The sequence below is a fragment of the Desulfuromonas sp. AOP6 genome, assembly GCF_009731355.2.
In the GTDB taxonomy this organism is placed as follows: Bacteria; Desulfobacterota; Desulfuromonadia; order Desulfuromonadales; family SZUA-540; genus SZUA-540.
The window spans coordinates 937,832-950,724 of the sequence record NZ_AP022810.1 but is presented as its reverse complement, the minus strand read 5'-3'; the positions used below and the strand labels follow the sequence as shown (position 1 = coordinate 950,724).

Annotated in this window: 16 protein-coding genes; all 16 read right to left on the bottom strand. The window is 58.6% G+C overall.

Features of this window, described 5'->3' with window-relative positions:
* Positions 1-4: 4 nt before the first annotated feature.
* Positions 5-514: a flagellar basal body-associated FliL family protein gene (locus AOP6_RS04530; RefSeq protein ID WP_225897356.1), complete on the bottom strand. Its 510-nt coding sequence runs from the start codon at positions 512-514 to the stop codon at positions 5-7.
* A 21-nt stretch (positions 515-535) separates the two neighbouring features.
* Positions 536-1,276: a flagellar motor protein MotB gene (locus AOP6_RS04525; RefSeq protein ID WP_155875429.1), complete on the bottom strand. Its 741-nt coding sequence runs from the start codon at positions 1,274-1,276 to the stop codon at positions 536-538.
* A gap of 26 nt (positions 1,277-1,302) precedes the next feature.
* Positions 1,303-2,073, bottom strand: coding sequence for a MotA/TolQ/ExbB proton channel family protein (locus AOP6_RS04520; RefSeq protein ID WP_155875428.1), 771 nt, complete (start codon positions 2,071-2,073; stop codon positions 1,303-1,305).
* A 206-nt stretch (positions 2,074-2,279) separates the two neighbouring features.
* The gene (locus AOP6_RS04515; RefSeq protein WP_155875427.1) at positions 2,280-3,530 is read right to left on the bottom strand and encodes a flagellar hook protein FlgE; all 1,251 of its coding nucleotides are present in this window, start codon (positions 3,528-3,530) and stop codon (positions 2,280-2,282) included.
* Positions 3,531-3,602: 72 nt separating this feature from the next.
* A complete protein-coding gene (locus tag AOP6_RS04510; protein WP_155875426.1) occupies positions 3,603-3,995 on the bottom strand; it encodes a TIGR02530 family flagellar biosynthesis protein in 393 nt (130 codons plus the stop codon).
* Between the two features lie 2 nt (positions 3,996-3,997).
* Positions 3,998-4,669, bottom strand: a complete 672-nt coding sequence (locus AOP6_RS04505; RefSeq protein ID WP_155875425.1) for a flagellar hook assembly protein FlgD — start codon at positions 4,667-4,669, stop codon at positions 3,998-4,000.
* A gap of 23 nt (positions 4,670-4,692) precedes the next feature.
* Positions 4,693-5,994: a flagellar hook-length control protein FliK gene (locus AOP6_RS04500; protein WP_155875424.1), complete on the bottom strand. Its 1,302-nt coding sequence runs from the start codon at positions 5,992-5,994 to the stop codon at positions 4,693-4,695.
* A gap of 62 nt (positions 5,995-6,056) precedes the next feature.
* Complete coding sequence (locus tag AOP6_RS04495) at positions 6,057-6,569, bottom strand: hypothetical protein (RefSeq protein WP_155875423.1); 513 nt, start codon at positions 6,567-6,569, stop codon at positions 6,057-6,059.
* Between the two features lie 3 nt (positions 6,570-6,572).
* On the bottom strand, positions 6,573-7,007 hold the full coding sequence (gene fliJ, locus AOP6_RS04490) for a flagellar export protein FliJ (protein ID WP_155875422.1): 435 nt from the start codon (positions 7,005-7,007) through the stop codon (positions 6,573-6,575).
* A 21-nt stretch (positions 7,008-7,028) separates the two neighbouring features.
* Positions 7,029-8,354, bottom strand: coding sequence for a FliI/YscN family ATPase (locus AOP6_RS04485; protein ID WP_155875421.1), 1,326 nt, complete (start codon positions 8,352-8,354; stop codon positions 7,029-7,031).
* Positions 8,354-9,031 carry a FliH/SctL family protein gene (locus AOP6_RS04480; RefSeq protein WP_213194759.1) on the bottom strand — a complete coding sequence of 226 codons (678 nt, stop codon included), beginning with the start codon at positions 9,029-9,031 and terminating at the stop codon, positions 8,354-8,356. Before AOP6_RS04480 ends, AOP6_RS04485 begins: the two co-directional genes overlap by 1 nt.
* A complete protein-coding gene (gene fliG / locus AOP6_RS04475) occupies positions 9,024-10,046 on the bottom strand; it encodes a flagellar motor switch protein FliG (RefSeq protein WP_155875419.1) in 1,023 nt (340 codons plus the stop codon). Before fliG ends, AOP6_RS04480 begins: the two co-directional genes overlap by 8 nt.
* A gap of 18 nt (positions 10,047-10,064) precedes the next feature.
* Positions 10,065-11,639 carry a flagellar basal-body MS-ring/collar protein FliF gene (gene fliF / locus AOP6_RS04470; protein ID WP_155875418.1) on the bottom strand — a complete coding sequence of 525 codons (1,575 nt, stop codon included), beginning with the start codon at positions 11,637-11,639 and terminating at the stop codon, positions 10,065-10,067.
* 67 nt (positions 11,640-11,706) lie between these two features.
* Positions 11,707-12,006, bottom strand: a complete 300-nt coding sequence (gene fliE, locus AOP6_RS04465; RefSeq protein WP_155875417.1) for a flagellar hook-basal body complex protein FliE — start codon at positions 12,004-12,006, stop codon at positions 11,707-11,709.
* Positions 12,007-12,014: 8 nt separating this feature from the next.
* A complete protein-coding gene (flgC, locus tag AOP6_RS04460) occupies positions 12,015-12,446 on the bottom strand; it encodes a flagellar basal body rod protein FlgC (RefSeq protein WP_155877651.1) in 432 nt (143 codons plus the stop codon).
* An 11-nt stretch (positions 12,447-12,457) separates the two neighbouring features.
* A complete protein-coding gene (flgB, locus tag AOP6_RS04455; RefSeq protein WP_155875416.1) occupies positions 12,458-12,871 on the bottom strand; it encodes a flagellar basal body rod protein FlgB in 414 nt (137 codons plus the stop codon).
* Between the last annotated feature and the right edge of the window lie 22 nt (positions 12,872-12,893).

The window sequence follows — 12,893 nt, the reverse complement described above, 5'->3', positions numbered from 1 at the left end:
GCCGTTACTGGACGACGAAGTCGGTAAAGTAGATATTCTTGACCTGGCCCTGCTGCAACATGGTGTTGATCTGGGCAATCAACTCGGAGCGCAGCTGCATTTTGCCCTGCAGGTCGCGCAGTTCATCGAAGGTCTTGTTGCCGACGAGCAACAGGATGGCGTCACGGACCTGGGCCTGCCGCTCCTGGAGCTCCAGGGCCCCCGCCTCGCTGTCCGCCTCAAGAGTGATGGCAGCCTTGAGATAGCGGATCTCGTCACGATCGAGGATATTGATAATGAAACCAGAGACGTCGACCATGGGACCGATTTTGCCCGCCGGGGCCTTTTGGGCTGGCGTCGAAGATGCGATCACGGCATCCTCAGGAGCCTGCTCTTTCCCGCTGGCCCCCAGAAAATAGGCACCAACCCCGACACCGCCGAGCAGGATCAACCCGCCCACAATAGCCAGAATCAGGGGCAGTTTGCTTTTCTTCCCTTCAGGCTGCTCTGTCTGTTCCATATCTTTTTTGGCCATACACTTACTCCCTTGTGCAGTTTAAAAAGGCATCTGATCCTTGGCATCAATGAGATAGGGCAACTTTTCCTGGTGCTTGCCCATGCTTTCCAGAACGAATTCGACACGCCGATTCAGGGCGCGGTTTTCGTCCGAATCGTTGGGGGCGAGAGGCTTTTGCTCGCCGTAGCCCACGGCCGCCATGCGATCGAGAGGGAAGAGGTCTTCCTGCTGCAGGAATTTGAGGACCGACACGGCTCGCTGCACGGAAATATCCCAGTTGGTTCGCTGGCCGGTAGCGACCGGCACATTGTCCGTGTGTCCCTCCACGCGCAGCTTCATGGGCAGGGGACGCACCATGTCCGCCACTTTGCGCAGCACCGGATAGGCCTCGGGCTTGACCTCCGTCTGGCCCACATCGAAAAGAATAGCCTCGTTGACCCGCAGGACAATGGCACCCCGATCCTTCACCAGGGTGATGGTTTTGTCCAGACGCAGGCGGTTAAGCTGCTCCAGAATCCTTTTATAGACGCGCTGAAAGAGATCATCGTCAATGGGCGAAAAATCGATGATGGCGGGCGGCGCGATCTCCGTCTGCTGCTTCCCGCCCATAATGCCGAAAGCCCCTTTCAAGGAGTTGGACGCCGCACTGAATTTGATGCGGTCCATACTCGCCATGGACAGCAGCAGCACAAAGAAGGTCAGCAGCAGCGTCACCAGGTCACTGTACGTGACCATCCAGGCGGGGGCTCCTTCCGGCTTTTTTTTCGGCTTCTTCGCCACGTTATCGTCCTTTGGCCGCGCGGGCCCTACTTCTTGTTGAAGTTGCTCTCACGAAGCTGAGGGGCCACGAAAGCGTGCAGCTTCTGCTCCATGATGCGGGGATTTTCGCCGACCAGAATCGACTTCATCCCTTCGGCTATCAGGGTTTTCAGAAGCACTTCCGACTGGGAACGGTTCTTGAGCTTACCGGCCACGGGAATGCAGATGACATTGGCGATAACCGCGCCGTAAAAGGTGGTCAAAAGGGCCACGGCCATCGCCGGCCCGATGGTGGAAGGATCGTCCATGGTCTGCAGCATCTGCACCAGGCCGATGAGCGTCCCGATCATCCCCATGGCCGGGGCGTAGGTGCCCATGGCCAGAAAAATGTCGGCACCGTCTTCGTGGCGCTCCTGGATATATTCGATCTCGCGGTCGAGCATCTCCTTGAGCGTCTCTGGCTCCTGCCCGTCAACGGCCATCTGCAATCCCTTGAGAAAGAAAGCGTCTTCGATGTCGTTCATGGCCATCTGCAACGACAGAATACCCTCTTTACGAGCCTTGGTGGCCAGGGTGATCAGACGGGCGATGATCTCGTTGGGCGACTCGTTCTTGTGAAAAAAAGCTTTCTTAAGAACAGCAAAGGCCCGGAAAACATTCTTGAAGGGATAATGCACCAGGGTGGCGCCGATAGTGCCACCCATCACAATAACGATCGACGGAATGTTGATGAACAGAAAGATAGAGCCACCCATCATGATCGCCGAGATCATCAGGGCAAAAGCCGCCATAATTCCGAGAATGGTTGACAGATCCATCTCTTGATCCTCAGAGGATAGAAGTTAAGTCCGCATAGACCATGCAGACACCTGCAATAGCACAATACATGCCAGCTCCACCCACAGGCTCGGAAAGGTGGCAGAAGGGCGAAAGCACAGGGACAAACAGTCACCAAAAAAAAGGAGCGGCCACCTGCTGGCCGCTCCCCTGGTCATATTTTTGACACGAAATCCGCTGCGGTCACCTATCGCTTGAGATTGATCAGCTCGGCCAGCATCTCGTCCGTCGTGGTGATGATCTTGGAATTCGCCTGGAAACCCCGCTGGGTGGTGATCATCTTGACGAACTCAAGTCCCATGTCGACATTGGACTGCTCGAGAGAGTTGGTGAAGATCTTGGTGCTGGCCGAGGCATCGCTGGGCAGGCCGGAAGCGGTCGTGGCCGAGTAGAGGTTGCCCCCTTCCTTGAACAGGCCGCCGAGATTGGCGAAACGGGCCAGGCCGATGCGGGCCACGGAGACACGCTCACCGTTGGTGTAGCTCGCCACCACGTCACCGGTAGATTCGATGGCCACCTTGACCAGGTCGCCGGCCGAATAGCCATCCTGTTCCTGTCCCACGGTCACCGAATCGCTGGCATACTGCGTGGCATTGAAGTTGATGTCCACGGGCAGACCCGGTGCCGATCCTCCGATCCAGGCCGGCAGCGTCAGGGTGCCGACGGCTGGTGCCGTCAGGGCACCGTTCGTATCGAAGGTAAAAGTGCCGGAGCCGACGGAGACCAACGGTGTCGTGGCCGGGGCTGTTACCTCGTTCGAGAGAGCCACGGTATTCCAGCTCCAGTTGTTATCGGCGGTTTTGGTGAAATAGGTCGTCAGCAGGTGGGTGTTGCCCAGGGTGTCGTAGGCCTGGATCGAACTGGAATAGTTGGACGTCCCCTGCGGGTCGGTCAGATCGAACGCACCGATAATGGTTGAATTGGAGTCGAGGTTATTGCTCAGGGTGATCTCGGAAGTCGCCTGCGCCGGCACCGTGGAGGTGCCATCGACACGAATGTCTTCCAAGGTGGAGAGCAGAGTGGCGCCATCCACGTCATAGGGATTGCCCTGCACGCGATAGCCCTCGGGATTGATCAGATAACCCTGCTTATCAAAGCCAAAGGCACCAGCACGAGTGTAAAGATTTTCATCGGAGCCGGGGGCCGAGACTACGAAGAAACCTTCTCCTTCCAGGGCCAGATCGGTATTGGATTCGGTGGTTTCGAAGGTGCCCTGGGAGAAGATGTTGTCCACCGTCGACAGGGAGACGCCGCGGCCTACCTGGGAGACGCCGCCGGAACCGGAGATAGAGCTGGAGAGCATGTCGGCGAAGACCGTGCGGCCCGATTTGAAACCAACCGTATTGGTGTTGGCCAGATTGTTGCCGATGACGCTCATGGCATTGCCATTGGCGTTAAGACCGCTGATGCCTGCGTAGAGAGAGCTTGAAATACCCATGATTTATCCTCCTTGAGGGAAAGCCGCTGTCGGTTGGCTTTCCGTGAACCTCCTCTGTGAGGACCGGTTCAGTTAAGCGATAATCGCGCTGTCAATGTTGGTAAAGACGTTTCCTTTAAGACTGTCCCTGTCGACCACCGTCACTACGGTGCTGTTCTTGACGCTGACGACCATGGCTGTCTGGTCGAGCAGCACCAGGGAATCGCGGCTGCCTTTGGCGTCCACCGTTTTGACCGCCTCTTCCAGACGGTTCATGGCTTCCGGGCTAAGCTGGATGCCTCGACTTTCCATGCGGCTCAGCGCATGTTTGGAAAAACGCAGACCTGAGGCGGGTTCCAGTTGTTGCTGCAGAACCTGATCAAAAGAAGGTCCTTTAAGGTGTCCACCTGCCTTTTCCGGCGATCGCGTTGCCGGAGCCGTTGGGGGGAGAATTGGTCGGGGATAGAGAAAGACCTTGTCGCTCATGACTAGATCTCCCGCACCGAGGCCACGTCGCTCATGCGGAACTCGCCGATGGCACTGTAAAGACGGCTCCCCCTGGCGTCAAAATCGACCCCCGTGATTGTCCCTGAAACCAGGGGCGTTGCCGGCAAGGCCGCCTCGTTGCCATCGACCGCCTGGACGACCAGATAATACTGACCGGCGGGCAGAGGTTGACCCTCGGCATCACGGCCGTCCCAATCGAGGAATTTCTCCCCCGCCGACGCCGCATGCGGAGGAAGAGTGGCGACCGCCTGCCCGCTGGCATTGAGTACGCTGACGGTCACTTCCTCGGCGGCATCGTTCAGGTGATAACCGATGCGTCCGGACAGAGAGCCTTCCTCGCCAACTTTGAAACCGGCGGAGGTGGCGACGATTTCCCGACCGATCAGAGTCAGCGCCGAGAGTTTCTCCACTTCGCCGCTGGCTGCCGACAACCCGCCGATCCCTTCGTTGATGCCGATGAGTTGCTCCAGGGAGCTGAACTGGGCCATCTGCGCGGTGAACTCGGTGGCGTCCTGCGGATTGAGCGGATCCTGATTCTGCAACTGGGCCACCAGGAGCTTAAGAAAGTCTTCCTTGCCCATGGTGGTGCCACCCAGGCTGGAAAAAGCCGAGGGACTGGTTGTGGTACCGGTGATACTGCTGATATCTGCCATTATTTTGACTCGCCTCCTTTCTGTCAGATTCTCAGGCTCAATCCCGAGCCCTGTCGGGCGATGGGTTGCGCTGAGGGTGGTACTTCTGCCGGGGTCCCCTTATATCCTGCAAGGGTTGCGGGCATATTCTGATGTCCGGTGAAACCATGCTGCTGAAACGACCCCCGGTTCCCATTGTGCTGGGAATCGACGCTGACCTGCAACTGGTCGATCTTCAGCCCCTGCTGTTCGAGGGCATCCCGCAGGCGCGGCAGGTGCCGTTCGAGCACCTCCTGAACCTGCTGGCTCTGAGCATGGAGATGGGCACGGACACTATCCTTGTCCATCACCAGTTCCACCTTGATCTGCCCCAGTTCTTCAGGGTGCAGGCGCAGGGTGATGCTCCCGGCGTCTTTCGCCTGGTGCAGGGAAAACTTCTCGATGGTCTGTTCGACAATACGGTTTTCACTGATCAGCATGCCGGAGTTCAGACGGACCTCAGGTCCCTTGTTTTCAAGACCCGTGGCCGGAGCCTGGGATGGCCGACCGCTATCGACCTGCAGAGCATCCTGCCCCTTGTGGGTAAATCCATCTGTTTCCCCGGCGATGGTCGCCTTATGGCCGAGAGAAAGTTCAGGAACTTCTCCAGCCTCGTCGGCAGTGGCATCGACAGACAGGGTTGGCTCAGCCACGGATTCTTCGATCTGGCCGTTTTGAGCCAGCCGGAGTTGACTGTGCCCTGCTGCTTCCTTGTTCGGCCCGATCGTATCGCTTTTGACCTCCACAGACTTGACGCCGAGGATTTCGGCGAAACGGCTTTCGGACAGAGAGGTGGAGCCCTTCCCTTCGCCAGCGCTTGCCTGTGCTGATCCACCTTCGGTTTTGGCCATGAACATTTTCAGGTCAAATTCGGCCTCCTGATCCAGAAGGTCTCCCTGAGCGGACATGTTCGCCCCGTTCACTTCGGCCATCTTGCCCTGGGACTGTGCCGTTGCAGCAGCCGCCTTCAGATCCTGACCGGATAAAAAATCAGGATTCTGCTGCCCTTCCATGGCCAGAAGATCCTGACCTGGCAGCATCGAGCCGTCACCGAGGAACTGTTGGCCCTGCAGTGCGGCTGGCGCAAAGCCTTCATGCGGCATGGACGCTGGGACAACGCCCATGCCGGCAGCCAGTAGAGCCGCCATGAGGTCCTGGGAGGCTTCGTGGCCGTTCCAGGAAAGACCTTCTCCCTGTGCCTGTTGTAGAAAAGGAAGGAAATCTCCGGCCGGTTGCCCATTGGCGGCACCGGTGCGCCCTTGCATGAGCTGGCTTCCATTTGTTGCGATAGGCATCATGTTCATCATCGTATTCACCTCCTTTCTTTTTCAAATCCCCCTGTGGTCAGGGGGCACTTCAAAACCGGCGATTACTCCGGTTCGATGTTGCTGAAACGGCGACTTAAGCTGGCCGCCTTCTTCCGTTCCATGTTGTTGAGCAGTTTGCCGGCCGATTTCTTGCGCATACCGGCCAGAATACCAATGGCCAGCTCTTCGTCGAGCGTCGAGATAATGGCAGCGGCCTTGACGGGATCCATTTTTTCGTACATCAGACTCAACTCTCCGAGACGCTCAGCTTCAAGGTTGTCTCTTTCGGCCAGAAGCTGTTCGAACTGCTGACGCAAAACGTTCAACTCGTCCAGCTTCTTATCGACTTCGGTCTGCAAAGACTTTAGCTCCATTTCACGCTGGTCAAGCTGCCGGTCTCTGTCTTCAAGGCGAGCCCGCTCTTCCTGCAGAGAAAGGAGGATCCGGCGTTCCTCGACAGACTGGATCGGCTGCACGTCCAGGGACCCTGGCTGGGCACTCAGCTGGGAGGGACCCAGAAAAACGGCGGCGACAAGAGAGGCGTACAGAAAGGGCGGTAAGCGGAGGCTCTTCATGACTTAATCCTTGGAATGAAAAATAACAGCCAGCTCGTCTAGATTTTTGGCCTCCAGACGGTTCAGGACCCGATGCTGCTCCTGCAGGTGCTTTTCCTTGATCTTTTCCATCAGTTTTTTTTCACGGCTGGCCTCACACAGCTTCTCCCGGCAGGCGGCGATGGCTTCCCGACAGTGTTCGACAGCATCGACGAGGGCGGCCAGCTGCTGAACCTGGTGGCTGATGCGGTTTTCGTAGAGCTGCATCTCATGCACCGTCATGCCCACCTGCTGGCACTTTTCCCGCTCGCTGTAAAGCCGGCGCAACTCCTCTTCCTCGCGATTGATTTCGGCGATGAGCGCGGCTTCCCGCTCGAAAGCTTCCGCCAGCTTCTGCTGGGCCTGGTTCTCCAGAATGCGGCGATAGTTCAGCACGGATTCGAGTTTGAACGTCTTCATGACATGACCTCGCAGGCAAAATTATCCGCGCAGTTTTTCGCGGCGATCGAGCACAACCTGGCGCAGGTGGGGCAAAGTCGACTCCAGGTCCACGGCCTCATCCATCCCCTGGCAGAGAAAGTCGTTGACGGCATCGATGCGGGTAAGGGCGTAATCGATCTTGGGATTGCTGCCATTGGCGTAGGCGCCGATATTGATGAGATCCTCAGCTTCCCGGTAGGTAGCGAGGATCTCCCGCAGCTGCCCCGCCAGTTTGACGTGCTCGGGATCGACGATTTCACGCATGACGCGACTGGCGGAATTCATAATATCGATGGCGGGATAGTGATTCTTGGCCGCCAGGTCGCGGGACAGGACAATATGGCCATCGAGGATAGAACGGACGGCGTCGGCTACCGGTTCGTTCATGTCGTCCCCTTCCACCAGTACCGTATAGAGAGCGGTGATGCTGCCGCAGCCGGCAAAGCTGCCGGCACGTTCGAGCAGCTTGGGGAGGGTGGCAAAGACGGAGGGCGTGTAGCCCTTGGTGGTGGGCGGCTCGCCGACGGCCAGGCCGACCTCACGCATGGCCATGGCAAAACGGGTGACCGAATCCATCATCATGAGGACATCCTGACCTTGTCCACAAAAGTATTCGGCGATGGTGGTGGCGACGAAAGCCCCGCGCATGCGCAACAGGGGTGACTGATCGGAGGTGGCGACAACAACCACGGAGCGGGCCAAACCTTCGGCACCCAGGTCGCGCTCGATAAACTCCATCACCTCGCGGCCGCGCTCCCCGATGAGGGCGATGACGTTGACATCGGCGCGGGCATGTTTGGCCATCGTCCCCAACAGCACGCTCTTGCCCACACCGGAACCGGCCATAACGCCCATACGCTGGCCGATACCGCAGGTGAGCAGGCCGTTGATGGCGCGCACGCCCAGGTCGAGGGGCTGCTTGATTTTCTTGCGCTGCATGGGACCGGGCGGAAGGGCATACAGGGGCAGGCGGCGGCTGAGGTCAAGGGGAGGACCGCCATCCATCGGTTGGCCCATGGCGTCGATCACCCGGCCGAGCAGTTCTTCGCCGACCTCCATGGAAGCGCAGCTCTGACAGACGCGGATGAGGCTGCCCGGCCCCAGACCGCGCAGCTCCCCGAGCGGCATGAGCAGGGCGCGGGAATCGCGGAAACCGACCACTTCCGCCGGTACGGGGTCGCCGCCATCGAGGGGGGTCAGCTCACACAGCGTGCCGACGGAGGCGTTGGGGCAATAGCCCTCCACCACCAGGCCGACGATCTTGGTGACCTTGCCCCGCACCTGGAGCAGATTGAGATGCTCTATGGAGGCGGCCAGCTCTTTCATTACTCGTGACCTGTCTGCTCGGCCAGATGCTGGCGGATCTGCGCCAGTTGGCTTTCCAGGGTAGCGTCCACCTGCCCGAGGGTCGACTCGACCAGACAGCCGCCGCGGGCGATAGCGGCATCGCCTTCAAAGATGATATTTTTGAGACCACTGATGCTGGCGATGAAGAGGGGTTTTTTCTCCTTGACCACCTCCAGATCCTGGGGATTGACCCGGATGTGGTACTCATCGGCCTTGATGGCGGCCTTCAGAGCCCTTTCGATCACGTCGACGATCATCTCGCTGTGCTTTTCCACTTCAACGTGAATCACCCGCTCGGCAATGGCCATCACCAGCCGCAGCATGTCCTCGACGCTGCTTTTATGGAGGGACTCCCGCAGCTGACTGATCTCTATTGCGGCTTCAGCCAAAGCCTGGGCGCTTTGCCCGAACAGCGCCTCAGCCTCCTGCCGGCCGGCTTGACGTCCCTTTTCAAATGCGGCTTTCTCCAAAGCTTCGACATCGACAGTCGGGGTGGACATCGGTTCCGCCGAAGAAGAACCGGCGGTCTTCGCCTCAGATGACATGGCGGCTTCATCTCGGGCCTCGTCGATGCCAAAACCACCCCCGCCGTCGAAATCGGCAAAGAGAATCGGTTCAAAGGTGCTGTTTTCCGTGCTGCGATAAATTTTAGACAAGGACATCGTCTCCGCCCCGACCCGGGATAATCAGTGTGCCTTCTTCTTCCAGACGCAGCGCGATCTTGACGATGGTCTGCTGCATCGACTCCACCTCGGACAGCCGCACCGGCCCCATGGCTTCGAGCTCCTCCTCGATCATCTCCGCCGCCCGGATGGAGATGTTGCTGAAGATCTTCTCCTTGACCTCCGGCGTGGCGGCCTTGAGGGCCAGCGTAAGAGTATCGTTGTCGACCTCGCGCAAAATCTTCTGCAGGGACGGGTTGTCGAGCATGACCAGATCGTCGAAGGTAAACATCTTTTTGCGGATGGCCTCGGCCATTTCGGGATCGACCTCGTCGATGCGCGTCAGGATATTGCGGTCGGCGCCCTTTTCCATACGCGCCAGGATATCGACCACCGTGTCGATACCGCCCAGCTCCTGCTGCTCCTTGTCGGAAACAACCCCGATTTCCCGCTGTAGGGCGTCTTCAATATGTTTGATGACATCGGGAGAAACCTGTTCGATTTTGGCGATGCGGTACATAACGTCCGATTTCAAGTCGTCAGGGAGATAGGAAAGGATGCGGCTGGTGTGGTCGGCCTTCTGTGTCGACAGGATCAGGGCCATGGTCTGCGGATGCTCGCTGGCCAAAAGGCTCGCCACCACCCGGGGTTGCATAAGGGCGATGGTCTCCAGGGGACGCTTTTCCGTGGCGGCGGCGACCTGTTCCATGAGTTGCTCGATGCGCTTGGGATCGCCCGATTCGGAGATGGCGTTTTTGACGAACTCATCCCCCTTGACGAAGATGCCGGCGTATTCGACCTGCGCCTTTTCATAGGCGGAAATGACCTCGCGCGCCAAGGGTGCCGGCACATGCTCCATACTGACCATGCAGCGGCTGATGGCCCTCACCTCGGCGTCGGAGAGTTCTTTGAACACCATGGAAGTGGCGCGCTCCCCCAGGCAGAGAAGCAGCATCGCCGCTTTCTCCACGCCGGACAAATCGAAAAACTGTACAGTCGGCTTTGCCATGTCCGTGTCCTACCTCTGTCAACCTTCTTTGAGCCAGGTCTTGATTACCTGAGCCGGGGTGGTTTTTCCTTCAATCGTCGCCGTACGCAGTTGCTGAGCCGGGTCAACCGTGGCGGAATGGGCCGTGTCGTGGGTCAGCAATTCGGCTTCCAGCTGTTCAACCGTCTTATAGTGTTCCGTCACTTCGCCTTTAAGAGTACGCAAAAGCGGACGCACCAGCAGGAGATAGGCGAGCAGGCCACCAAGGAGGATCAGCCCGTACTTGACATAGGGAAGGTAGTCGTAAAGGGAAGGCGCTGGCCCCGGCGTTGAAACGATCTCGTCAGCGAAACCGCTCTCAAAGGGCATGGAAACGACCTGGATCTGATCCCCCCGGCCCTGGTCGATGCCAAGGGCGCTTTTGACCATATTCTCAATGGAGAGCAGCTCCTGTTCATTGCGCGGCGCGTAACTGGACGCCCCCCCTTCAGCGCCGGGCACCAGGCGATCAGCGACCAATACCGCCACGGAGAGGGCCTTGACCGTCCCTACGGGCTCCACGATACGATTGATCACCTTGCTTATTTCGTAATTGATCGTTTCCGAACTGCGGTTGCTGGGGATCGCGCCCGCCGTGGCGGCGGCTCCGCCTACATTGGCGGCAACACCGGGAATACCGCCGTTGACTTCGCCGCCAGAGGACTCTTCCGAGACCTGCTCACTACGGGGCACAGAACCTTTCGGATCGTACAGTTCTTCTACTTTCTCCACCTGGGAGAAGTCGACCTCGGCCGTCACCTTGACCAGGGAGTTACTCACCCCCAGGGCCCGGTCAAGCAGGGACTGCGCCCGCTCTTCCAGCCGCCGCTCCAGCGTCTGCTGGTAATCGAGCATACCGGGTGTCATGGGACCGCTCGGTCCCTCCTGACTGCGGCGCGACAGCACACCACCGCTTGAATCGATGACCGTGACATTCTCGGCCTCCAGGCCTTCGATACTGCCCGCCACCAGATTGATGATCCCCTGAATCTGCCCTTCCTTAAGCTTCTGCCCGCTGGCCAGCTTGAGGATGACTGAAGCGGTGGCATCCTTCTGCTGCTCCTTGAACAGGCGCTTCTCCGGCAGAGCCAGATGAACCCGAGCACCTTCCACCGGCGCCAGGGACGTGATGGTTCTGGCCAGCTCGCCCTGCAGAGCCCGCTGATAATTGACCTTCTGGGCAAAGTCGGTCATGCCGAAGCTCTGCTTGTCGAAAAGCTCGAAGCCGATGCCTCCCCCTTGGGGAATGCCTGACCCCGCCAGTTCGATACGTACCTCGTAGACCTGGTCGGCCGGAACATGAATCGCGCGGCCGCCGTCATCGAAACGGTAGGGGATCTTGCGCTCTTTCAGCCAGGAAACAACCGAGGACGCGTCGCTGTCGGACAGATTGGCAAACAGCAGCCGGTAGTCAGCCACCCGCGCCTGCAGAATGAGGGTGGCAAACAGCGCCACGCAGACGAGAACCACGGCCACGAGGCTGAGCTTGCGCGACAGAGGCCACTCGTTGAGACTCTGCAGCAGCGTCCTTTTTTCTCCCCCGTCGGCAGGGATTTTTATCTTTTGTTCTGCCATGAACCAACAACCTCCTGAAATACCGATTCTCAGGTATTCTGATTAGATCCGGACCAGCCTGAGTGCATCAGACCTGCATGCGCATGATCTCCTGATAGGCTTCCACCACCTTGTTGCGCATCTGTACCATCAGACGCATGGAGATGTCGGCTTCTTCCAGGCTGATCATCACTTCGTGGAGGCTCTGGGCTTCACCGGTGTGGAGTCTCTCCACGGCCTTGTCCGCATTCAGCTGGGACTGGTTGGTCTGGTCGAGCACTTCCTTCAAGGTCTGGGCGAAACCACCCACCGGTTCGGCCTTGGTGGCAGAGGTGGCGGCGGGGCCCTGCAGAGACTTGAGGTGACTGACGAGAGTGATGTCGTTCATCGCTTATCCTACCTTCCTATCTCAAGGGCCTTTAAGGCCATGCGTTTGGCCGTCTTGATGGTGGTGATGTTGGCCTCGTAGGCGCGGGTGGCCGTCATCATATCCGTCATTTCTTCCATCAGGTTGATATCGGGCATCGCCACATAACCTTCGGCGTCGGCGTCAGGGTGGGCCGGGTTGAAAACCAGGCGCGGCGGCGACGGATCCGTAACAATGCGGGTAACCTCAACACCCTGGGCGACACCCCGCATGCTCTGTTCGAGCCGATCCGCAAAGCTCAGGTCGGCGCTCTGAAACTGCACGGTCCGCCGCTGATAAGGACCCCCTTCGGGGGTTCGTGTCGTTTCGATGTTAGCCAGATTCGAACTGATGGTGTTGAGCCGTGTCTGCTGGGCCTTAAGGGCGCTGGCCCCGATTTTCAGGGATTGAAAGACGTCCATCATTAACCTCCTCAGCGGCCGTCGCCGGCCACATATTTCAACAGTCCCATCTTCTTGTTGAGAGACTGTACCGCCGCTTCATACAAAATCTGGTTTTCTGCCAGAGCCACCATCTCCTGATCGACGTTCACGCCATTGCCATCGCCGATTCCCGAGCGATCGGGCGTGCGGATGAGGGTGCCCTGCACCTGTTCCAGACGGCCGTTGCCAATGGGAAAATGGGCGGGATGGGTCATCGCCGGTGTGACGCCGGGATGTCTGATGGCCTGCCGCAACTGTTCTTCGAATTCAAGGCGGGCCGGTGAATAGCCGGGCGTGTCCGCGTTGGCGATATTCGAGGCGATCACCTTCTGGTTCCGGTCACGAAGATCGAGCACCTTGTGAAGAAGTCCTACCGTTTTATCGAATAGTCCCAGATTCGACATGTCGTCCTCTCTTTCATGACAT

Bases quoted from the DNA above. Each gene is read 5' to 3' on its own strand.
- AOP6_RS04530 (WP_225897356.1), bottom strand. From the start codon at position 514: ATGGCCAAAAAAGATATGGAACAGACAGAGCAGCCTGAAGGGAAGAAA.
- AOP6_RS04520 (WP_155875428.1), bottom strand. From the start codon at position 2,073: ATGGATCTGTCAACCATTCTCGGAATTATGGCGGCTTTTGCCCTGATG.
- AOP6_RS04515 (WP_155875427.1), bottom strand. From the start codon at position 3,530: ATGGGTATTTCAAGCTCTCTCTACGCAGGCATCAGCGGTCTTAACGCC.
- AOP6_RS04510 (WP_155875426.1), bottom strand. From the start codon at position 3,995: ATGAGCGACAAGGTCTTTCTCTATCCCCGACCAATTCTCCCCCCAACG.
- AOP6_RS04505 (WP_155875425.1), bottom strand. From the start codon at position 4,669: ATGGCAGATATCAGCAGTATCACCGGTACCACAACCAGTCCCTCGGCT.
- AOP6_RS04500 (WP_155875424.1), bottom strand. From the start codon at position 5,994: ATGATGAACATGATGCCTATCGCAACAAATGGAAGCCAGCTCATGCAA.
- AOP6_RS04495 (WP_155875423.1), bottom strand. From the start codon at position 6,569: ATGAAGAGCCTCCGCTTACCGCCCTTTCTGTACGCCTCTCTTGTCGCC.
- fliJ (WP_155875422.1), bottom strand. From the start codon at position 7,007: ATGAAGACGTTCAAACTCGAATCCGTGCTGAACTATCGCCGCATTCTG.
- AOP6_RS04485 (WP_155875421.1), bottom strand. From the start codon at position 8,354: ATGAAAGAGCTGGCCGCCTCCATAGAGCATCTCAATCTGCTCCAGGTG.
- fliG (WP_155875419.1), bottom strand. From the start codon at position 10,046: ATGGCAAAGCCGACTGTACAGTTTTTCGATTTGTCCGGCGTGGAGAAA.
- fliF (WP_155875418.1), bottom strand. From the start codon at position 11,639: ATGGCAGAACAAAAGATAAAAATCCCTGCCGACGGGGGAGAAAAAAGG.
- fliE (WP_155875417.1), bottom strand. From the start codon at position 12,006: ATGAACGACATCACTCTCGTCAGTCACCTCAAGTCTCTGCAGGGCCCC.
- flgC (WP_155877651.1), bottom strand. From the start codon at position 12,446: ATGGACGTCTTTCAATCCCTGAAAATCGGGGCCAGCGCCCTTAAGGCC.
- flgB (WP_155875416.1), bottom strand. From the start codon at position 12,871: ATGTCGAATCTGGGACTATTCGATAAAACGGTAGGACTTCTTCACAAG.